At 47.0% G+C, this 22,086-nt stretch carries 13 protein-coding genes; 6 read left to right on the top strand and 7 right to left on the bottom strand.

Annotation, left to right across the window (positions count from 1 at the left end):
• Positions 1-6: 6 nt before the first annotated feature.
• The 3 genes from NG795_RS16915 to NG795_RS16905 are packed head-to-tail and all read right to left on the bottom strand — an operon-like array spanning position 7 to position 6,478.
• On the bottom strand, positions 7-1,524 hold the full coding sequence (locus NG795_RS16915; RefSeq protein ID WP_367289821.1) for a hypothetical protein: 1,518 nt from the start codon (positions 1,522-1,524) through the stop codon (positions 7-9).
• A complete protein-coding gene (locus tag NG795_RS16910; RefSeq protein WP_367289820.1) occupies positions 1,502-1,957 on the bottom strand; it encodes a hypothetical protein in 456 nt (151 codons plus the stop codon). Before NG795_RS16910 ends, NG795_RS16915 begins: the two co-directional genes overlap by 23 nt.
• Positions 1,958-1,960: 3 nt before the next feature.
• A complete protein-coding gene (locus NG795_RS16905) occupies positions 1,961-6,478 on the bottom strand; it encodes a HEAT repeat domain-containing protein (RefSeq protein WP_367289819.1) in 4,518 nt (1,505 codons plus the stop codon).
• Positions 6,479-6,686: 208 nt separating this feature from the next.
• Here NG795_RS16905 and NG795_RS16900 point away from each other — a divergent pair, with 208 nt between their 5' ends.
• A complete protein-coding gene (locus tag NG795_RS16900; protein WP_367289818.1) occupies positions 6,687-7,190 on the top strand; it encodes a tetratricopeptide repeat protein in 504 nt (167 codons plus the stop codon).
• A 71-nt stretch (positions 7,191-7,261) separates the two neighbouring features.
• Here the strand turns inward: NG795_RS16900 and NG795_RS16895 are convergent, their stop codons facing one another.
• Positions 7,262-8,728 (bottom strand): DUF3370 domain-containing protein, encoded by a 1,467-nt coding sequence (locus NG795_RS16895; RefSeq protein WP_367289817.1) that lies wholly within the window; start codon positions 8,726-8,728, stop codon positions 7,262-7,264.
• A gap of 341 nt (positions 8,729-9,069) precedes the next feature.
• Positions 9,070-9,435 (bottom strand): hypothetical protein, encoded by a 366-nt coding sequence (locus NG795_RS16890; RefSeq protein WP_367289816.1) that lies wholly within the window; start codon positions 9,433-9,435, stop codon positions 9,070-9,072.
• A 531-nt stretch (positions 9,436-9,966) separates the two neighbouring features.
• On the opposite strand from NG795_RS16890, the gene NG795_RS16885 reads away from it, so the two are divergent.
• The 3 genes from NG795_RS16885 to ftsZ all read left to right on the top strand — a co-directional run bounded on the left by NG795_RS16885 (position 9,967) and on the right by ftsZ (position 14,578).
• The gene (locus tag NG795_RS16885; RefSeq protein ID WP_367289815.1) at positions 9,967-10,605 is read left to right on the top strand and encodes an HAD-IA family hydrolase; all 639 of its coding nucleotides are present in this window, start codon (positions 9,967-9,969) and stop codon (positions 10,603-10,605) included.
• A gap of 292 nt (positions 10,606-10,897) precedes the next feature.
• The gene (locus tag NG795_RS16880) at positions 10,898-13,417 is read left to right on the top strand and encodes an AAA-type ATPase lid domain-containing protein (RefSeq protein WP_367289814.1); all 2,520 of its coding nucleotides are present in this window, start codon (positions 10,898-10,900) and stop codon (positions 13,415-13,417) included.
• A 45-nt stretch (positions 13,418-13,462) separates the two neighbouring features.
• Positions 13,463-14,578: a cell division protein FtsZ gene (ftsZ, locus tag NG795_RS16875; RefSeq protein ID WP_367289868.1), complete on the top strand. Its 1,116-nt coding sequence runs from the start codon at positions 13,463-13,465 to the stop codon at positions 14,576-14,578.
• 570 nt (positions 14,579-15,148) lie between these two features.
• On the opposite strand, the gene NG795_RS16870 is transcribed toward ftsZ, so the two are convergent.
• Complete coding sequence (locus NG795_RS16870; protein WP_367289813.1) at positions 15,149-15,874, bottom strand: DUF928 domain-containing protein; 726 nt, start codon at positions 15,872-15,874, stop codon at positions 15,149-15,151.
• 442 nt (positions 15,875-16,316) lie between these two features.
• Between NG795_RS16870 and NG795_RS16865 the strand changes: the two genes are divergently transcribed.
• Complete coding sequence (locus tag NG795_RS16865; RefSeq protein WP_367289812.1) at positions 16,317-17,627, top strand: efflux RND transporter periplasmic adaptor subunit; 1,311 nt, start codon at positions 16,317-16,319, stop codon at positions 17,625-17,627.
• Positions 17,628-17,780: 153 nt separating this feature from the next.
• Complete coding sequence (locus NG795_RS16860) at positions 17,781-21,023, top strand: efflux RND transporter permease subunit (RefSeq protein ID WP_367289811.1); 3,243 nt, start codon at positions 17,781-17,783, stop codon at positions 21,021-21,023.
• 264 nt (positions 21,024-21,287) lie between these two features.
• Here the strand turns inward: NG795_RS16860 and NG795_RS16855 are convergent, their stop codons facing one another.
• Positions 21,288-21,989 (bottom strand): pirin family protein, encoded by a 702-nt coding sequence (locus tag NG795_RS16855; RefSeq protein WP_367289810.1) that lies wholly within the window; start codon positions 21,987-21,989, stop codon positions 21,288-21,290.
• Positions 21,990-22,086 lie beyond the last annotated feature (97 nt).

The following is a 22,086-nucleotide window of genomic DNA, read 5'->3' as shown; positions in this document are numbered from 1 at the left end:
ACGACTTCAGTCGTTTCTTCCATCCCGCTGTAAGATAATTGTTCGTAGTAACGACTTCAGTCGTTTCTTCCATCGCCGTTGGGTAGTTTCATCTGATTTTGGCTGGGTAAACCATCGGTAAACGAATCGACTCACCACCCAACCGGATGAGATGCTTAAAAAAATTGTCACAAACGCTCCCACCCATAAGCTAGTCACGGAGGGGTCCTGGGATGGATCTTTGTCGATATACTGGGAAAGGCTGAGGGTGATAGCTGGAGTCAGGATTTGTCCGACGGCGATCGCTGCACAAGACCCGGTGAGCAACTGACCTAACTTTTGTTGCTGGTCACTCTGTTGTTTTTGGATTCTTTCATCATCAATACTCACTTGAGTTTGCACACTCAACATCAGTTTATCATACAATTGCAAACCCGGACTCATAAATCCGATAGTGGTTTGAATCTGCTCTAAATAATGCTCCGCATCCTTGACAAACTCAGCCATAAATCCCGATAATTTCTCTCCCGTCTCTTTTTCGATTTGTTCAAGATATCCTCGATAATTATGTAAATTTACCCGGATAGTTTTCTTTTGGTCGGAGAGGAAAGAGAGTTTTTTATAGTATTCTAAGGACTCGTGGGGTAGCTGTTTGAGAGATTCTTTATCCCATTTGGTTTCTGCGTATTTTTTAGTTAGCTGTTCAATGTCTTGATATTGATGACTGATTAGCTGTTTCAAAGCACGACTTTGGGAGTAGAAAAAATTGATTTTATGATAGCTGAGGAGCATATATTGCAGAATATTATAAAACTTATTCGCTTTTTTTTCGGCTTCAACATCTGGGTAGAGAATCACTCCCATGAGATGGGTGGATTGAACCGGAAAATCATTCAAGGTCTTGGCTGCCACCGGAAGGGGATAAAGATAGAAAGGACTCCCCAGAAAATTATTCTTAATTAAATGAGGCGAGATGATTTCTGCGTCTTGTCCGCAGTATTGGCTTAAGCATTGAGCAGCAATGTCACTACTTAGTTTGTCTTGATCCTTATTTAGTGGTAGAATTCCCGCTAGAATTGCCGTCTGTCCCAGTTCAATCGGCATATTACAAAGATGGTCGCGGAGATCGAGATAGTCAAAAGTTTCTATGTCTTGAGGACCTTTTTCGGATGGAATATACCTGGTAAAGCGCAGTAAATAGGTATCATTCAAGCGCCAGACTCCAAGGCGACTGGTATAATTCCCGGTTGGTAAATATAGCTTATCATTTTCTTTTTTACATTCCTCGGGAATTTCCTCCAACGTCAAATCCAGCAAACTTCCCTCCGGGTGCCCATCTTCTTCCGGGGGAATTAAGCGGACGAACTCCCCCGCATTTTTCTTATTTTTGCTAATTAGACGAGAGGTGATTTCATACAAATTTTTAGTAAAAAAATCACGACGAGCTTTTAATTGCTCATCAGAATCATTCAGGCCATTTCGCAGCACATAATGATAAAAGTGGAGGGTGGGACAGGTAATTTTAGGAAGCTGGCTTGTTGTCATCTTCAGTTGCTCTCTTTGTTTTTTGCTTCATCTCAGTTTCCCACTTTTGCAGGTCTTGGCAAGCATCTCTACCTTCGTTCTCTAACATTTGTTTCGTGATAGAGGGGCCATCCGCTTCATCGTCAGGGTCGCCAGTTTTTTTGACTACATATTGAATATGTTCGGAATTTATGGTTTTATAAGTTTGCAAATAAAACTCTTTGAAAACTTCATGACCTTCTTGATAAACATAGGAACTTATATGCTGAAACATTGCCATCGGATTTAACTTGTCTTCTGGAGGAATATTGCTTAAAAAATTGGCAATCTCCAAAAAACCTTCCTCTCCAATCCGGTTAGAGAAATCGTTAGGAGGATTTTTGAGCAGTTCTTTAAATGCCCGTAAACTTAAAAATTGTCGAAGGTTGATTTCCTGATTATTTTCATGATTCATGGTTTAACATCCCGTTAGAATAAATGGACTCCAAAAATAAGGATTCTCAAACGGAGTATCCGGTAATTCTCGGAGACTGGCATCCAAAGCAATTCTGTCTTCCCGTTCTAGTTTGTTTTCCCGTTCTAGTTTACTCAAATCCCACTCATTTGACCGCTGTATCAACTCATCTGCCGTGCGAGTTCGCAACCAGTTTTGAGCATTTTGCAGCGCCACGGCTTTATCTGGGGTCTGTTCTAGCTGACGGTAGAATTCATCCAGGAGAAAGGCAGTGGCGATGGAATTGACTTTCCACAGACTGCTGACAACCGCTTTCGCACCCGCCAGGAGGAACCCGGTAGCAATCCCCAAACACTCATCCGTGGGTTGAAAGGCATCCACCACCCCGGTACAGCAGGCGGAAAGGGTCACTAAGTCAGCGTCGGGGAGGTGCAAGTCGGCAAACAGGTTACTCAGGGTGAGGTCCTCCTGGTGGTCTTTGCGGTCTTTCGATAGCATCAGATAGGAGTCTAGGGGATTCTTAAAATTGTACTCTGCATGACCGGAAAAGTGGAAACAATGGTAATTTTTTGCCTCCTCCAGAATTTCAGATTTTTTGACTTGGGCATTGGGGCGGGGTAAAACCTTGTACTTTCCCCTAAAGTTGGGACGCTGGCAAATACTAGCAATTTCCGCTTTAGCAAAGATTAAATCCTTGTCCTGCGTGGGGTTTTCAATACCCAGAAACGAATCGCGAGACCTTTGGCGGTTTTGACAAATTTTCCAGATTTGCAGGTTGGGGAAATAGCGAACTGAAAAACGGTCAATCAGGCGCTGAGTTGGATTCAAGGGGACCGCGTGAATGGGAAACAGATGTAAACTGTTATTGGGAACGATGATTAACTGCTGAATCTGGCGCGGGAGGTATTTCTCTAACTCACTGAAATTGAGCAATTCTCCCAGATGGTCAATGCGCCTGGGTAACTCTTCCAGAGTCGTCTGGATTGCGTCGTTTTTAGATTTGCTTTTGTCCTTTAAATCTTCCTCCCAGGCTCGCGCCAACCGTTCTAAAGGATTCTGGGGTTTGAGATTGACTCGCAGTTGTTCAGGAATTAAGGGGGATTCGTGTCCGGGGAGAATCAGCAGAGTGATGAGTTCGTTTTCCGTGAAGAAAAACTCAATAATTGCTGTGTCTGAGGGCAGGAAATCTTGAACTTCCTGGAAAGAAATGGGGTAAACTTTGGTTTTTGCGATAAATTCCGGTTCAATTTCCGCAACTTGGTGGTAAAGGTTTTCTAAGATTTCTTTAGCATTTTCCCAGACCAGACTGAGGGCTGCTAATTCCAATTCTGAGAGATGCTTATTCATGCCGTCCGTATAGGCTTGTAAGGTTTGGCGTTCTCTTTGTTTGGCGATGTTGATGTTTTGGGCGAGTTGCTTGGAGATAGTAGCAGGGAAGGGGGTATCTTGTTGGGCGATGCGTTCTACCAAATAGCGGTTTCTGAAGATTTCTGTGTAGAAAAATGCTCGATTAAAGTCTTTGTTCTGTAAAGCAAATTTTACTAAACTTTGATGAATTTCCAAGCAGGAGTTTATCAAAATTCGACGACTTTTAATGTCTTGCCCTTGCTGCATTTTATCAATATAATTGAAAATACTATCGCCAAATATAGTTTTCACAGAATATTCTGAACGTAATCCTTTGACTAATCTTTGATTAAAAGGTTTTAAAATTAGCCTTTCTAGGGGATCAAGTTTCTTTTGAAGATTCAAAATTGCCGATTGAATCGATGGAACTCTATTACTTTTTAATTTTTGGCGAATTTGGATGACGTTTGAAAAATAAAGAACCTTAAAATTCTCCAACTCTTCTAAAGACTGCCATCGGATAAATTCATTAGATGTAGTCTCGATAAATTTGATAATGGCCGTGAGTGCCTTTCTGTTATTGTTTCCAATATTTCCTAAACTTTTGATGGCCTGCCACTGGATAAATTCATTTTTGTTGGCTCTCAAAGTCTTAATCAATGCTACAATTGCAGGTTTGCTGCCATTGGCAACTAATTTCAAATTTTTTATTGCTTGCAATTGTACAAATTCATCTTGGCTATGGGTGAGTATCTGAGTATAATAAATAATAATTTTCCTCTTAATTTTTTGTTGATTAAGCCACGGGAAAAATGTCTTTTCTAGATAAACATAAGTTTTTCTTATTGACCAAGACTTGGAAATTAAAAAAACTAGACACAAAAAATGTATATAAACAAGAAGCCACCCACTTGTATTGATTAATAACAGAACGAAATAGTTTTGCCATATAGGAAAAATATAGTATGTCCCCATAAGCGAGCCAAGGAAGCCAAAGATTATGGCGCATATTGGCCAGATAAAGTGTAGCCACTGTCTTTTATCGATAACAGACGATGCAATCTGATCTGGCCTGAACAAAAGATGAGACGAGATACCTACAATTTCACCTAAGCTGTATGTTGCGTGTCTGCCGATATTCTTATCGGTAGTTGTTACTAGAAGATTGACTAAGGCCGAAATAGCGGTTTCGTTACCTTTGCCGATTTGAACTAAGCTGTAGGCCGCGTGTCTACGGGTATTCTCATGGATAGTAGTTTCTAGAAGATTGACTAACGCTGAAATTGCCGTTTCGTTACCTTTGCCAATTTGAACCAAACTTTCTGCCGCTTGTCTGCGGGGAAAATCATCATAATAGTTAGTAGTTTCCAGAAGATTGACTAACGCCGAAATTGCCGTTTTGTTACCCGGATCGATTTGACCTAAGCTGTATGCCGCTTGTATGCGTGTGAACTCATCATTAGTAGTTTTCAGAAGATTGGCTAACGCCGAAATTACCGTTTCGTTACATGGGTCGATTTGACCTAAGCTGTGTGCCGCTAGTATGCTGGTCCGCTCATCGGTAGTAGTTTCTAGAAGATTGACTAACGCCGAAATTGCCGTTTTGTTACCCGGATCGATTTGACCTAAGCTTTCTGCCGCGTGTCTACGGGTATTCTCATCAGTAGAGGTTTCTAGAAGATTGACTAATGCCGAAATTGCCGTTTCGTTACCTTTGCCAATTTGAACTAAGCTTTCTGCCGCGTGTCTACGGGTATTCTCATGGATAGTAGCTTCTAGAAGATTGACTAATGCCGAAATTGCCGTTTCGTTACCTTTGCCAATTTGAACTAAGCTTTCTGCCGCGTGTCTACGGGTATTCTCCTCGGTAGTAGTTTCTAGAAGATTGACTAATGCCGAAATTGCCGTTTCGTTACCTTTGCCAATTTGACCTAAGCTTTCTGCTGCTCGTCTGTGGGTATCCTCATCAGTAGTAGTTTCCAGAAGCTTGACTAAAGCCGAAATTGCCGTTTCGTTACCTTTGCCAATTTGAACTAAGCTTTCTGCCGCTTGTCTACGGGTATTCTCCTCGGTAGTAGTTTCCAGAAGATTGACGAACGCCGAAATTGCCGTTTCGTTACCTTTGCCAATTTGAACTAAGCTTTCTACCGCTTGTCTGCGGGTAGTCTCATCAGTAGAGGTTTCCAGAAGATTGACTAACGCCGAAATTACCGTTTCTTTATCTTTGACGAACGTAGAAATTGCCGTTTCGTTACCTTTGCCAATTTGAACTAAGCTTTCTGCCGCTTGTCTGCGGATATCCTCATTGTGAGTAGTTTCCAGAAGATTGACTAACGCCGAAATTGCCGTTTCGTTACCTTTGCCAATTTGAACTAAGCTTTCTGCCGCTTGTCTGCGAGGAAACTCATATTTAGTAGTTTCCAGAAGATTGACTAACACCGAAATTACCCTTTTGTTACCTGGGTCTATTTGAGCTAAGCTTTCTGCCGCTTGTATGCGGGTAAAGTCATAGATAGTAGTTTCCAGAAGATTGGCTAACGCCGAAATTGCGGTTTCGTTACCTTGGCCGATTTTACCTAAGCTATATGCTGCGTATCTGCGGGTATTCTCAGGGATAGTAGTTTCTAGAAGATTGACTAACGCCGAAATTGCCGTTTTGTTACCTTGGCCGATTTGAACTAAGCTTTCTGCCGCGTGTCTACGGGTATTCTCATGGATAGTAGTTTCTAGAAGATTGACTAACGCCGAAATTGCCGTTTCGTTACCTTTACCGATTTGAACTAAGCTGTATGTCGCTTGGATGCGGGTAGACTCATAGTTAGTAGTTTTCAGAAGATTGACTAACGCTGAAATTGCCGTTTCGTTACCTTTGCCAATTTGAACCAAACTTTCTGCCGCTTGTCTGCGGGGAAACTCATAGTTAGTAGTTTCCAGAAGATTGACTAAGGCCGAAATTGCCGTTTTGTTACCCGGATCGATTTGACCTAAGCTGTATGCCGCTTGTATGCGTGTGAGCTCATCATTAGTAGTTTTTAGAAGATGGACTAACGCTGAAATTGCCGTTTCGTTACCTTTGCCGATTTGACCTAATCTTTCTGCCGCTAGTCTGCGGATAAACTCATCACTAAAGGTTTCCAGAATATCAATTAACTCATCAATGCTCTTATTTTTCATCTGGATTCAAACAAGTTGAAGGTAGACACTAAGATACGGGAAAACATCAAAAAGCTGTCAGCAGTCGGGTTAGGGGACTCCTCGGGCAATATCTCTGTTAACTTGCGGTATGCTGATTATACCCTGGACAACGACTTTAGGCAGGACTTCCCCCTGGGGATGTGTTGGTAGAACCGCAGACAAAAGACTTGGCAGGAGTTAAAGAATTATGACAAAAGCCCCCGACTGCGAAATCTGGTTTGAGCAAGGGATGGTATGCCAAGAGCAGGAGAACTATGCTCAGGCTTTGGATTGTTTTCAAAAAGCGATTGGCTGTAACCCTAATTTTATTCCCGCTTGGGTGTACAAAGGCATTATTTTGGAGCAATTAGAAGACTATGAAGCGGCAATCCGTTGTTATGAAGAAGCGATAAAAATTAATCCGGATGTGGCAGATTTATGGTATAATAAAGGGGCTTGTTTCTGTCATTCCTATCGGTATGAAGAGGGGCTGGCTTGTTTCAATCGCGTCTTGGAACTTGAACCAAACCATGCCCTCTGTAAGACGACTCGCGCTCTCACCCTGGCGGCAATTCCGAACCCGATAAAGTTGCCGAAAATGCGGACAATTGAGGCTGAAAAACCACCCCTAGAAGCAGAGGCAACGGTCCAAATCTGCTTAACCCGGGAACGGGAAATGGGTGGGGAAGTGGGGGAGATGGAATTGGATTAGGAATCACGACGCCGGGGTAGGGCTGTTTCATTCTCATCCCGAATCCGGTTGTGAAAGACTTACTTTATGCTTCAGTCTGGGTCGGGGTTTATAGCCTGTGTCCGGATTGTCAAGACTTGAGGCGGGACGGAATCCGGAGGATAGAGAAAATCAACCTGGACTTGGCGCACCTCATTCGGGGCTAAATTTAAGGTCACCAAGGGATCGAGAAGCTGTCCCCGGCGATGCCATAAATGCAGGTAACGGGTGATGGATTCTCCGTTATCGTCGGTGTATTGTAAGCGGACCGTTGAGCGGAAAAAGGGATAATCCCAAGGGGGTTGACGAAAGATTAATCCGCCTTTGGATAAGCGTTCCTCTTTCATGGGAGTTTCCAGGGTAACGGCTACCTGTTGCGCGCGATCGCTCTCGTTTCGCAGGGGTAAAGTTAAATCATAATGCACCCCATAATTCGCATGGGATTCATAGGCAGTATCCGGATAGCGAACTAACAGTTTGGCCGCTTGACTTTGACCTGTTCCTAATGTCCCGGCGCGTAAGGTACTAATCACATAAGAAACGGCTTTTTCCGGTTGAGGAAGCGCTAAATACTCACTCCCTTCATCCACTAAATTTGCCTGCCATTTCGACCCTTCCTGAACTCCCGCCACCCGACTATAAATCAGTTGACCACTGGTTTGTTCCGGTGGACTGGGGGTTTTGTCTCGGGGTAACGCTAAATTTCCGGTGGTTAGAAGTTGCTGCCATTCTGTCAAATTGGGGGCGCGTTCGGTGCCATTGGCATCGGTTTTAGCATAGAGGGCTAAAGAGGCTAAATATACCGGCCCATTACTCTGTAATCGCAGAAAGGTGGAACGACCATTAATCGGTTTTTCTAAGTCTTTGACTGGAATCGGATGATTCATCAACATCCGATTTTCTCCCGGAGGAATGACTAAGGTTTCCGGTAAATCTGCTTGTCTGATTCCCCGCAATACGTTATCGACGGCGCGAATTCCCGGACCTGAATAAATTTCCCCATTGGGATTTTCACTCATGGTGGGTTTTTCTTTGAAGGGAGCATCGGGTTCTAATAAATAACTTGCGCCTTCGGGGACGGTTATTGTAACAGGTTCCGCGCCGGGATTATTGACTAGAATTCCGATATAAAGGGTTTGTAAATTGGGGGGAGTATGGGTAAAATGGTGAGCAAATAGCTCAAATTTATCGTTAAACGCAAAGTTGAGATGGGCGGCTGGGACTTGTTTGCCTTCTGGGGGGAAGGTGGAGAGTAAAATGCCTTCAACTTTGACCCATTCGGGGCTGTTACTATTAAACATGGGGACTTGATCTAATCCCCCGGGAAGCGATCGCACGACGTTGGATTGGACAATTTCTTGAGGGGATGCCGCTTGTGCAGAGTTGGGGGGTTTGCCATCGGGAATTCCTGCATCAATTCCCGGTGGGTTGGGGTCAACCTTCGTCTCACAGCCGCCTGTAAATAGCACTAACAGCCCACAGAACCCTATAGCACTCAACCGGCTGACCGCAGTCTGCATAAAATTTTACGCTTAGTATTAGTCTTTCTATTATAGAGGATTAAAAAAATAAAATTCCTCTGACAATGAACCCATTGTAGGCCCTTCGACTCTTCGCCCAGCTCAGAGCTCAGGAGGCAATGCCCACCTGCACAGAAAGGTGGGCAATGCCCACCCTACTCTGACCGAAGTATTAGTCTTTCTATTAGAGAGTATTAAAAAAATAAAATTCGTCTGATAATGAAGAAGGTTACACCAATGACATTTAATGATGCAGTTTTATGTAACCGGGTTGACTCATCAAACTGATGAGGAATCCAAATAGATAGAGCAGTTTCAAGGACAACCCGGTTGGGATGGTATTAGCGGACTAAGGTTAGCTCTTTTTCTTCCGCCACCGATGCCTGGGGTTCAGTGACTTCCGTGGGGAACACTTCCGATGCCAGAATCAACTCATCCGTTGAGGAAAATTCGGGATGTTCGGGACTGCGATCGCCTGCCAGACGACGGATTGCCAAAATACTAGCACCGGCTGCTAATACTGCACCGCCTAGAAAAGCGGCTTTCGTCGTTCCGGTAGGATGGGAGAGATTTTGAGTCGATTGACCTAATCCTTTAGATCCTTTAGCAAAGGGACAGCCAACTGCCTGCGCCTCTGAGGTAATTAAGATGCCGCTGGCAACAGCCGCAGTAGAAAGAATTCCGGCTAAAACGTGCTTAAGTTTCATCAGCAATTTTTTAAAAGAAAGGACAACGCTTTTCCCTATTATGTACAAAATTTTTAAAATGGCAAGGGCGGTCAGGGAACCCCTGATTTCTGAGTTTTACACAGTGGGCTAACTCCCGTTCAGAGCTGCTTGCGGTGACCCCTCATTAAGTTACCTCGGGTAGCAGCAACGAGATGGATCTCGTGTCATTTTAAGAATGCCTCTGTCTATAGGTAGATTTTAGGATAAGTTTCCCCAGTTGTCAGTGGGGGGCATTATCTAACGTAAAATTAAAATCACGGGAGAAAACCCGGTGGTGTTCCATGTCCGTTAGGATGCCACCCCTGATGATTTTATTCCGTGGGGGGGATGTTTCGGGAGTGGATAGACAGGGGTTGGATCTTCCCGATGAGCGATGGGGCGCTTTAAGAGGTGAAAAAGTCAGTATTTAAGGGTTTTCATCACTGCAATTGCCCAAGTTTTGCCTGATTCGAGAGTTTTACCTCGTCAAGTAGAGTTAGATAGAGTGTAGAAAAATGATAGAGGAAGTCGATGAGAGCGAGAATAATTTTGTTTGATTTTGATGGGACCATTGCGGATAGCCTAGATTCTATTGTAAAAATCACTAATCGCTTGTCGGGAGAATTTGGATATAAAAAAACTACCCAAGAAGATGTGGAAAACCTGAGAAACATGAATTCATTGCAAATCATTAAAACTTCAGGAGTACCGATTTTTAAAATTCCTTTTTTGTTGCAAATGGTTAAACTAGAGTTAAATCATGAAATTCAAAATTTAAAACCCACTGCGGGAATTTTAGAATCCTTGCATACCCTGAAGCAGAAAGAGCATAAACTCGGAATCGTCACTTCTAATTCCCTGGAAAATGTTAAGGCATTTTTGGAAAGGAATGAAATGACTAAATTGTTTAGCTTTATTCATGCCGGTTCTACCTTGTTCGGCAAGAACAAAGCGATTAGAAGGTTTTTAAAAAAAGAAGGGGTTTCTCCAGAATCCGTCATTTATGTCGGAGATGAAACCCGCGATATAGAAGCGGCTAAAAAAGCTCGAATTAAAGTGATTGCCGTGACTTGGGGATTTAATTCTAAAATGGTTTTGGCTCAACATAACCCAGACTTAGCAATTGACAAACCCCAAGACTTGATTGCGGCGATCGAACGCTTGCAGTAACCCAGCCAACTCTATAATTTAGACTCTTATAGAATGCCTTTTAAAAATCCAAATTTTGGCGCAATTCCCCAATCCAACTGGCCCCCCTGATGGAGACCGGAGGGGAAGTCTAAAAAATTAACTTTTCTCTTCAATACCCCTCAAGACAAGGGAAGGTCTGGTCCCGACGGTTAACGGAACAACTTTTGTTCGGGAAATCCCTAGCAGTCCTTGGGTTCCGTTGTGTCAGAGTTACAAGGGGGATAGGGAGATTGCTAAAATTAAGACAGATGGTGCAGAAAACGGAGAATTTATGACAGAAATCAATCCGGTGACCTGGTTGCAGGAAAGAACGGCGTTGAGTCGTTTATCCGAGGCATCCTTAAGGGCGATCGCCTCCGTCATCCAAGAACAAATCTTACCGGCAAACCAGGCGATCGCCGAACCGGGAAAATCCCCCACCGGATTCTACATCCTTCTTCAAGGACAGTTACAAACTTCCTTGAAAAATGCCCCCCGTTCCTCTGGTGAATTGGGTCCGGGTTGCACGATTAACCTCCGAGAATTACTCTTAGACCAACCGTCAGAACAGCGGATTTCTACCGTCACCGAATCTAAATTCTGGTTTGTCCCCGGGGACCAAGTTCAAGAATTAGTCCGGCAATACCCAGAAATCACCCAAACTCTGAACCGACAACTCGCCCAAGAACTTGCCGAGGTGTCGAGTGCGCTAACTTATGAACAAGAACGACAAGATGCTTTACGCCCCTATCTTGTTACCAAAGCAAAACGGGGAATTGTGGGCAGAAGTCGCTATGCCAAACGTCTCAGGCAGCAGATTAGAGAGGCGGGTTCTGATAGGCGATCGGTCTATATTTTCGGGGAACCCGGATTAGAAAAAGATAATATTGCCGCCCTGATTCACTATGGTTCCCCTCACCGTCGGCAACCAATTGTCAAAATCAACTGTGGAATTCTCCAAAAAGGGGGGGCCGAACTTTTTGGACGGGTGGGCGGGAAACCGGGACTGATCGAATGGTTGGGGGAAGGAACCCTCGTTTTAAACAACATTGACGAACTGCCGGAGGAACTGGTTGAGGCGATCGCCACCCTGTTAAAAACCTCCACTTATACACCCGTCACCCGAGAAGGGGACAGTCCCGCCCCGCCTAAATCCACCCCCGCCAAAATTCTAGCGATCGCAGAAAAACAGCTTCCGGCGATCGCCCCTCATCTGGACCAAACCCTCAAAGTTCCTCCCCTGCGAGTCCGAAAAGCCGACATTAGCGCTCAAGTCGAGTATTATATTAGCTTGTACTGTCGCGCCAAAGGTCTGAGCAAACCCCAACTCACCCCAGAAGCTCTCCGTCGTCTGCAATCTTATGATTTCCCCGGGAATATTCGGGAGTTGGAAAGCTTAGTAGAACGCGCGATCGTCCAGTCGGATTGCGCCCGAGAATTAACGGAAGAAATTTTCTGGCCCGCCCAAGGGAAGAAAAAGCAATTTCGCTTCAATTTACTGAATGCTTACCCCAAATTACGCCATTTTCTGCGTAGTCCTTGGTGGCCCGATCGCATTAATTATGGCTTTACCGTCGTTGCCTTTGCCCTGGTGATTGCCATCTTATTTCTCGGTCCGCAAACCCGCGATCAAAACTTTGCCCTCAACTTCTTTTGGGCCTGGTGGTGGCCATTAGTCTTATTCGCCTTTCCCTTTGTCGGTCGCTTGTGGTGTGCAGTGTGTCCTTTCATGATTTATGGAGAAATTACCCAAAAAATCTCCGAAAAGTTATTAAAACATAACCTCAAACCCTGGCCCCGACAGCAAGCGGAAAAATGGGGAGGCTGGTTTCTGTTTGGCTTATTTACCCTAATTTTCCTCTGGGAAGAACTCTGGAAATTGGAAAATACTGCCTATCTTTCCGCCTGGTTACTCCTCTTAATCACCGCCGGAGCAATGATTTGTTCCGCCATCTTTGAACGGCGGTTTTGGTGTCGATATCTCTGTCCCATTGGCGGCATGAATGGGCTGTTTGCCAAACTCTCCATGACCGAATTAAGAGCACAACAGGGAACCTGTTCTGCCGAATGCACCACCTATCAATGTTATAAAGGAGGTCCGCAAAAAGGGGAAGGAATGGCAACCAATGGCTGTCCTCTCTATTCTCATCCTGCCCAATTAGAAGATAACCGGGATTGTGTCTTATGCATGACCTGTTTAAAAGCCTGTCCCCATCGGTCCGTAGAATTCAACTTACGACCGCCGGGAATTGATTTGTGGACCACTCATCAGCCTCGTAGCTATGAAGTCGCCTTGTTGCTGTTACTTTTAGGGGGAATCTTTCTGCATCGGTTGCCCGAGATTAATGCCGTCTTAGGATTAGGGATTGATTTAAGCCAATTTTGGACCCATTTGGGATTCTCCCTGGCGGCATTAGGGGTTCCTGCCGCTGTTGTGTTACTTGCCGGGGTGGCGATCGCCCAACTGAACCGCACCTTCAAATCCAAACCCTTTGTCCAATTAGCCTATGGATATTTACCCTTAGTTTTAGGGGGAAGTTTGGCTCATTATTTGCGCTTGGGATTGGGAGAAGCGGGACGGATTTTACCTGTTACCTTTGCCACCTTTGGGTTGAGTGGGGAAGGGTTGCCGGTGTGGATTGCCCATCCAGCAGTGATTGCCTTTTTGCAGGGAACCACCCTCATTGCTGCCGTAGGGTTCAGCATTCTGTTAACCCAAAAAATTGCCAAAGAGTCCCTGCGATCGCTGATTCCCCAACATTTAGCCACCCTCGGATTAGCTTTGGGGATGTGGGTTATTATCGTTGGGTAAAAAAGATGGAGATGCGTTCGCACCCCCCTCTGGAATCAGAATCAAATCAGGAGTAACGAGATCGTGCTCGATAGTCTCATTAAAATTACCGTGATCGGCGTCGGGGGTGGCGGGTGTAATGCCATCAACCGGATGATTGCCAGCGATCTGTCTGGGGTAGAATTTGTCGGGATCAACACCGATGCTAGAGCGTTAGCCCAATGCCGTGCCGATCGCCGCATTCAAATCGGGCAGAAACTCACCCAAGGGTTAGGAACCGGGGGCAATCCTATCATCGGACAAAAAGCGGCAGAAGATGCGCGCAGTCAAATTGCCGCAGCGATGGAAGGGAGTGATTTAGTCTTTATTACCGCAGGCATGGGCGGGGGAACCGGCACTGGGGCCACTCCAATTGTCGCGGAAATTGCCAAACAACAAGGGGCACTCACCATTGGGGTCTTGACTCGTCCCTTTGCCTTCGAGGGGAAACGGCGCAGTCATCTTGCCGAGGAAGCGATTACAGCATTACAGACTCGCTTGGATACAGCGATCGCCGTTCCCAATGAGAAATTGTTGTCCGTGATTTCTGACAATATGCCGGTTCAGGATGCCTTTGGGGTGGCGGATGATATTCTGCGCCAGGGGGTACAGGGGATTTCCGATTTAATTGTTATTCCCGGGGTGGTGAATGTGGATTTTGCCGACGTGCGATCGGTGATGAGTCGCGCCGGAACTGCTTTACTGGGGATAGGAATTGGTCAAGGACAATCTCGCGCTAGACAGGCGGCGATTTCAGCCATGTCTTCTCCCTTCTTAGATTCTTCGATTAATGGTGCTAAAGGGGTTGTTTTTAACATTACCTGCGGCATGGATCTCACCTTACATGAAGTAAATGTGGCAGCGGCAGAAGTCTATAACGTGGTGGATCCGGATGCCAATATTATTTTTGGTGCGGTGATTGACGATCGCCTGCATGGAGAAATGAGAATGACCTTAATCGCCACCGGATTTTCCAATGAACCGCAGGTTTCTCTCCCTCAAACCCGGGTAGTTCCGACTCCCACACCTCAATCGCGGGTTGCCAAACCTCCAACTCCCACACCTCAACCGGAAATACCGCCTCCAAGTTGGCCCGGATTGGACCTTCCTGATTTTTTCCCCCCTCGGCGATCGCCTAGGTAGTTTGTTATTTGTCATAGGTTGATGGGGGAGATGGGGAGGATGGGGTTCATGTTTGTAGTAACGACTTTAGTCGTTGCTCTGCGGTGATGGCGTAAGACATAACAGGAGCAATCCGAGGGTCTAGCGCCTGCTTCGGAACTGGAGGAGGAGCCTCAGTCGTTACTACAAACAAAAGAGGAGAACGACTAGGGTTCCTGTTCGTAGTAACGACTTTAGTCGTTGCTCTGCTGTGATGGCGTCAGCCATAACAGGAGCAATCCGAGGGTCTAGCGCCTGCTTCGGAACTGGAGGACGAGCCTCAGTTGAGGGCGTTACTTGGCTTAAAGCCAAGTAACGCGGTAACGACTGAAGTCGTTACTACAAACAAAAGAGGAGAACGACTAGGGTTCATGTTTGTAGTAACGACTTTAGTCGTTGCTCTGCGGTGATGGCGTCAGCCATAACAGGAGCAATCCGAGGGTCTAGCGCCTGCTTCGGAACTGGAGGAGGAGCCTCAGTCGTTACTACAAACAAAAGAGGAGAACGACTGAAGTCGGGACGTTGAACATCCCCCCATCTCCTCCATCCTTCCTATCTCCCCCCGGATTCCAAGGCATCCAACTTTTCTAATCCCATCAATTCCAATAGGGTTTCCAATTCTTCTTGATTAGATCGATCCTCAAGGGGGAGTTGACTGACGTCAGCTAAACTGCTGAAGGCATCCATCCACAGTCCCGCTTCAGCATAAATTTGGGGATGACGACTGGGGGCGGAATTTTGTAACTGAGTTGCCAGATTCCCCGAGAGTGGCACGCGCTCAACGGTCCCAGTTAAGGTTAAATTCTGGGATGGAGAGATCGGATTACAAATCATTGAAAATGACCAAGGATAGATTTTTTGAATTTCTAGGGGTTCTAGGTTGATAAAACCGGGGAGTTGCAGGAGAATTATCCCGGGATTTCCAGTGATAGCAAATCGGAGTTTATAAAGGATTTGATTTCTGTCATTTAATAAGATAAATTCAGCAGTTTGGGCCGAAGTTTCCGGGATGTGAAATAAAAAAGCGGGTAGCCCTTTGACCGTTGAAATTTGACTCTGATTGGGGGGCAGTAATGCCATCAAGGGAGCCGTTGGGGTCGCCCCTGGGTTACAGGCATTCGGTTCTTGTTCTGGAGCACTTTGAGCAAGGGTTTCAGGGGAAATCACTCCACCCGGTTTGGTAGAAATTGCTCTCGTCGGGAATTGAGAAGCCCCTAAGATTAAAAACGACACCAGAGAAGTCACCCCGATCATTCTGCAAAGCGGTGTCTGCAACATAGTGGTTATTTAAGAAAAGCGTTACAACAACGGGAGATGGATTGATTCTCAGTCCTCAGTCGGATGGCATGGATTGGCCCCCCAGACTATAACGGATTCTGGTTAAATTGGAGTCCTCCTGATATTGTAGCAACGGATAACGTTTGGGGAGTGAACCGTTTTTCATCGAACCCCGTCAAAATTATAAGGAGTCCGGCATCCTTGTCGAAAGAACACATTTTTATCGATCTCCTGCATCCTTAAGATATTTGAATTAACTTCGGCTTAAACAATTACGGTCTGCTAACCGATCATTATGCGGTCTCAATCTCCCCCATCCATTCGTCAAGGGTCCCAGCAGCAGTGGGATAGTCCAACAGGAGTTACGCAATCTATAACATTGAGTCCCAAATGTAGAGGCGATTCCCGAATCGCCTCTACATTTAGGTTTTGCCCTCCAAAAATGCTTAAATCCTGTCCAATTCAGCGCAACCGAGGGAACCGATCGCTCTTAATCTCCTTGAGAAACGGGCGGCTGTTCTTCTGCATGGCGATCGCGGTGGGATTAGTTGGATGTCCCAGCATTTTTAACCGAGAGGCGGAAGGTCAACCCGCCACCCCGGGTGGGTCCAGAGAACGACAACGGGGACCCAGTTCCCCCAGTGTCGAGGTGGCCATCGCCCGTACAGATACCTTACGCGAACCCCTGGTTTATAGCGGCAATACAGAACCTTTTCGAGAGGTCTCTGTCCGCGCCCAAACCGAAGGACGGTTACTGGATATGACCGTAGACCTAGGCGATCGCGTTGAAGAAGGCGAAATCCTCGCCCAACTCGATGGCACCCTGCTAGAAATCTCCCTCTCAGAAGCCGAAGCCGAATTAGCCGCCCGGGAATCTGATGTGGTCCGAGCCCGCAATGAGGTCAGAAATGCCCAAGTCCAGTTGGATCAAGCCGTGGTGGAACTCCAACAAGCTCAAAAAGATGCAGAACGGTTCCTCAATTTAGCGGCTGAAGGGGCCGTTTCTCGTCAACAGGGAGAACTCGCCCAAACCGAAGCTGACGTGGCGGCGCAAACGGTGCGATCGGCCCGAGAACAGATTCTCATCGAACAAGAATCCGTCAGTAGTGCTGAACAACGGGTGAAGGCCCAACGGTCTGTAGTCGCCCAAGCCCGAGAACGTCGGTCTTATGCCTTTTTGCGGTCCCCGATTACCGGCGTTGTTCTCGATCGCCTGACGGAACCGGGAAACCTCGTGCAACCGGGGGGCGATGTTTTAAAACTTGGCGATTTTAGCCAGGTAAAGGCGATCGTTCCTGTGGCAGAACTCGCCTTAGCTCAGATTCGAGTCGGACAACCCGTTACCGTCACTTTAGATGCCTTAGGCGGGGAAGTGGTCGAAGGTCGAGTCAGTCGCATTTCTCCCGTCTCCAATGTGGCAACGCGCCAAATTCCCGTAGAAGTGACCATTCCGAACCCCGATGGCCGGATTGGGAGTGGGTTGCTCGTCCGGGTTACCTTTGACACCCAAACCACGGAACGCGTCGTGATTCCAGAAAACGCCTTGCAAGGGGAAGAGGAGAATACCCTGTTTGTGCTTCGGGAGGGAGAGGGGACCCCCACCGTGGAAGCGCGCACGGTCCAAATTGGGGAACGCTTGAATAATCAAGTGGAAATTCTCTCAGGACTTGGACCGGGGGAACGCTATGTCATTCGTAGCAGTCGCCCCCTGTCAAATGGGGATGAGGTGCGCTTGAGTGCCTTGTCAGAATAATAAATTGGGCTTTGGTTTCCGGCGCAATGCTGGGGAATTGAGGCGATCGCCTGGAATATGCTGCCCCCCTTGTTTCATCCCAATTTTCAATCATCAATATGCCCGTGAATCTCTCTCCCACGGGCTAAATGTTCACCGTTAGAACCCGAAAATATGAATGGATTCAGCATCAGTGCAACCGCAATTCGCCAGCATATTGGCACTTTGGCCCTCACCGCCACGGCGATCGTTCTGGGGGTGTTCTTTCTCACCTCGATTCAAGTGGATCTGCTTCCGGCGATTACCTATCCTCGGATTGGACTGCGCCTGAATTCCCCGGGAATCTCCCCGGAAGTCGCGATTGAAGAGATTACGAAACCTTTAGAACAAGCCCTGAGTACCACGGAAGGGGTGGTTCAGGTTTACTCCCAAACCCGGGAAGGTCGAGTCAGTGTGGATTTATTCTTTGAACCCGGGGGAGATGTGGATCTGGCCCTGAATGAAGCAACCGCTGCCTTTAACCGCGCCCAAGGACGTCTCCCGGATACGGTGGACTCCCCGCGATTGTTTAAGGTAGACCCCTCTCAGTCTCCGGTTTATGAGTTTGCCTTACAGTCCCCCTCCCTACAAGATGTGGAGTTGCGGGTGTTTGCCGATGAGGAGTTAGTCCGAGAGTTAGGGGTTGTCCCCGGTGTGGCGTCGGTGGAGGTCTCCGGAGGCATCACGGAAGAGATTCAGGTTCGCATTGACCCGGTGCGATTGCAATCCTATGGACTAGGGTTAACCCAGGTTTTAAATGAGTTGCGCGATCGCAATGTTGATGTAGCCGGGGGTCGCTTATCCGGAGGCAGTGAAGAACCGCTCACTCGGGCCCGGGGACAATTTGAATCCGCTGATGAGATTGCCAATCTTTCGTTTGAAATTCCCAATCAAGGCCGAGTCTATCTCCGGGACTTTGCGGACATCATCGATGGTACTGCTGAACGACTGGTGTTAGTCACCCTGAATGGCGAACCTGCTGTAAAAGTTAGCATTCAAAAACAAGGAGATGCGAATACGATTACGGCAGTAGAGGGGGTTAAACAGCGAATAGAACAGTTGCGTCAGTCCGGGTTAATTCCCCCAGATATGGAAATTTATCCGACTTTAGATGAGTCGGTTTTTATTAGGAATTCGATTTCTAATGTGGCAATTTCCGGGTTAACCGGGGCCGGACTCGCGGCCCTGGCGGTGTTACTGTTTTTGGGTTCAATTCGCCAAACCATCATTATTGTCCTGGCGATTCCCTTGGCAACCCTGAGTTCAATTGCCTTAATGCAAGTTTTTGGTCTCTCCCTGAATGTGTTTAGTTTAGGGGGATTGGCCCTGGGAGTGGGGATTGTGGTAGACAATGCGATCGTCATGTTGGAAACCATCGCCGAAGGGGTGGGGATGACCCCGGGGAAAAGTCAGCAAAAGAAGCGCCTGACCTCTTCCAAGGCGATCGCTCAAGCGGAAGCCAGCAGTCGGTCTATTGAGTCCGCCTTACTCGCCTCCACCACCACCAACCTCGTCTCCGTCTTACCCTTCTTACTGATTGGTGGCCTATTTTCTCTACTCTTTAGCGAACTCATTTTAACCATTAGTTTTGCCGTCGCCTCCTCCTTACTGATTGCCTTAACCGTGGTTCCGATGTTGACCTCCCGCTTATTAGCCATTCCCTATACCAGCGGATTAAGTCAATTCTTTCTTTTAAGGGGATTTAATGCAGGATTCAATGGATTCAGTCGCATTTATCAATGGATTTTAAAATGGGTTTTACGCCTGCGCTTAGTCGTAATTCCCCTCACCATTGTTGTTTTAGGCGGCGGGAGTTTTTTGTTAGCGGGAGGACTTCCCCAGGAAATTTTACCCCGAATTAATACAGGACAAGCTCGCTTATTTGCCCAGTTTCCTCCGAATACCACCGTCGCTCAAAACCTGCAAATCATGGCAAAGGTGGATGAGATTTTACTGGAACAACCGGAAACTTTGAATGCCTTTACCACTGCTGGAGGCTTTCTTTTTGGTACCAGTGTCTCCCCGAATCCTCTCCGGGGTTCGAGTACCATTGGCTTGAAACCGGGTACGGATATTGACGCTTTTATTACCCGAGTCAATAAAGAATTTGAAAAACTCAATCTCGTGGATGCTCGTTTACGAATGAGTCCCGAAAGTGTCCGGGGGATTATCTTAACAAACTCCCCAGTTCGCGCTGAGTTGGATGTTACGTTACAAGGGACCGATGTTCGGGCATTGGAACAAGCGGGGGAAGAAGTCCTCGCGGCATTAGATGAACAAGCCACTTTGGCAAGTTTTCGTCCCGATGCCGACCCGCAACAAACGGAGTTACAAATTCGCCCAGATTGGTTGCGGGCTGGTGAATATGGGTTGTCGGTGAATGATATTGGGTCAGCGATTCAAACGGCAATTCAAGGGGCTGTTCCTACGCAACTCCAACGGGGCGATCGCCTGGTTGATATTCGCGTTACCTTACCTGATAATGTGGTCCAACGGGTCACTCAGTTAGAACAATTACCCCTGTTAGTGGGAAATAATCGGTCAATTCGCTTGCGGGATGTGGCAACGGTAGAACGTGGACAAGCACCTGGAGAAATTCAACGAATTAATCAGCGTCAGGTGTTTATTATTGGCGGTTCTTTGAACGAAGGGGCAACCCTGGGACAGGCAAATGAACAGATTGCTGAGGTCCTGGCGGGTATCGATTTTCCTCCAGGGGTGAGTGTGGTTCCTTCTTCTTCCGCGCAAACCAATAAAGAGTTACAAGACTCTCTCAAATTGTTAGGAGGATTAGCCGCCTTTCTCGTATTTGTGGTGATGGCAGTCCAGTACAATTCCTTAGTTGACCCCTTGGTGATTATGCTAACGGTTCCTTTAGCCTTAGCGGGGGGAATTGTCGGACTGTATGTGACGGAAACCCCGGTGGGGGCAACGGTATTAGTCGGGGCGATTCTGTTAGTGGGGATTGTGGTGAATAATGCAATTCTTATGGTGGAGTTTGCCAACCAAATTTATAAAGAGGACGGGATTAACCGACGGCAAGCGATGTTGAAAGCCGCCCCCCAACGCTTGCGTCCAATTTTGATGACCACCATCACCACGGTGTTGGGAATGTTGCCCCTGGCGGCAGGGGTCGGGGAAGGGTCCGAGTTTTTACAACCTTTGGGGGTGGTGGTGTTCTCGGGGTTATCCTTAGCGACGTTTCTCACCTTATTTATTATCCCCTGTTTTTATACGTTGCTGCATGACATCTTCGGAGGCAGACGTCCGCCTTTAAGCCCGGATCAACTGGAAACGGTGTTTCAGGAGTCTCCAGATTTGGACAATGTGCCATCGCCTTCAGGGGTGGAGTGGCGATCGCCTGAACCGGAGATGTAAGAGATGTAAGTGGCAACACCAGGCGGGGGTTAAAACGATTCGCGGCCTAATAGCAACAAACGGCGGGGGATAAATCCCCCGCCTAACAGCTAAAGTCGTCTAAAGACGACTGAAAAAACCGACTGAAAGTCTTATCCCCTGGTGTTTTTAGTCGGTTTTCAACCGACTTTAGCTATTAGCTGGGGGTTTTAACCCCCAGCGGTTGTTGATTGGGTAGAACCCAGTCACGCTCTCCCGGAGGCTTTGCCTCCAGTCCCTCGGCCCTTAAGCCAAGTCAAACAACAGCACTTCAGCCTCTTCCTCAGACCCAACTAGGGTAAGGGTTTCCGGGGCGGAACAGGCGACCCCATCCCCGGTTTTTAGGGGCAGGTTGTTCAGGATAAGCCTACCCCGGGCGACTTGTATCCAAGCATGACGGTTCGGAGGAATCTCATACACCACGCGATCGCCCTCATGCAGGATGGTGGCATACAGATTCAAATCCTGATGAATGGTGACGGAACCCTCCCGCCCATCTGAGGACCCGATTAACCGCAATTTGCCGCGTTTTTCCGCCTCGGAATAGTGTTTCTGTTCATAGGAGGGAGGGAGTCCTTGTTGGCCGGGTAACATCCAAATTTGCAACAGATGCACGGATTCGGTTGGGGAAGGGTTAAACTCACTATGTGCAACTCCCGTCCCGGCACTCATCCGTTGGACTTCCCCGGGAAGGATGACGGATGTGTTTCCCATGCTATCTTTATGTTCTAACGCCCCTTCTAGGATATAGGTGACGATTTCCATATCGCGGTGAGAATGGGTGGGAAAGCCGCCCCCGCCACTCACCCAGTCCTGGTTAATCACCCGCAGTGCACGAAATCCCATGTACTGAGGGTCATAATAGTTGGCAAAGGAAAAGCTATAAGAGGTTTTGAGCCAGCCATAGTTGCCTTGTCCCCGTTCTTCTGCTTTGCGTAGGGTTAACATGGGTTCCTCCAATGCGATCGCGACAGGTTTTATGGAATTTAGATACTTTACTTATGACTTACTTTAGAATGGGTAAGGTCGATTTGTAAAGTATGCA

Origin of the sequence: Laspinema palackyanum D2c (assembly GCF_025370875.1) — a bacterium.
Classification (GTDB): Bacteria; Cyanobacteriota; Cyanobacteriia; order Cyanobacteriales; family Laspinemataceae; genus Laspinema; species Laspinema palackyanum.
Note: the sequence above shows the minus strand (reverse complement) of the source record. Positions and strands in the feature narration are given on the sequence as shown.

Coding starts and splice junctions, on each gene's coding strand:
- NG795_RS16910 (WP_367289820.1), bottom strand. CDS start 1,957: ATGAATCATGAAAATAATCAGGAAATCAACCTTCGACAATTTTTAAGT.
- NG795_RS16895 (WP_367289817.1), bottom strand. CDS start 8,728: ATGCAGACTGCGGTCAGCCGGTTGAGTGCTATAGGGTTCTGTGGGCTG.
- NG795_RS16900 (WP_367289818.1), top strand. CDS start 6,687: ATGACAAAAGCCCCCGACTGCGAAATCTGGTTTGAGCAAGGGATGGTA.
- NG795_RS16885 (WP_367289815.1), top strand. CDS start 9,967: ATGAGAGCGAGAATAATTTTGTTTGATTTTGATGGGACCATTGCGGAT.
- NG795_RS16855 (WP_367289810.1), bottom strand. CDS start 21,989: ATGTTAACCCTACGCAAAGCAGAAGAACGGGGACAAGGCAACTATGGC.
- NG795_RS16865 (WP_367289812.1), top strand. CDS start 16,317: ATGCTTAAATCCTGTCCAATTCAGCGCAACCGAGGGAACCGATCGCTC.
- NG795_RS16890 (WP_367289816.1), bottom strand. CDS start 9,435: ATGAAACTTAAGCACGTTTTAGCCGGAATTCTTTCTACTGCGGCTGTT.
- NG795_RS16880 (WP_367289814.1), top strand. CDS start 10,898: ATGACAGAAATCAATCCGGTGACCTGGTTGCAGGAAAGAACGGCGTTG.
- NG795_RS16915 (WP_367289821.1), bottom strand. CDS start 1,524: ATGACAACAAGCCAGCTTCCTAAAATTACCTGTCCCACCCTCCACTTT.
- NG795_RS16860 (WP_367289811.1), top strand. CDS start 17,781: ATGAATGGATTCAGCATCAGTGCAACCGCAATTCGCCAGCATATTGGC.
- NG795_RS16870 (WP_367289813.1), bottom strand. CDS start 15,874: ATGTTGCAGACACCGCTTTGCAGAATGATCGGGGTGACTTCTCTGGTG.
- NG795_RS16905 (WP_367289819.1), bottom strand. CDS start 6,478: ATGAAAAATAAGAGCATTGATGAGTTAATTGATATTCTGGAAACCTTT.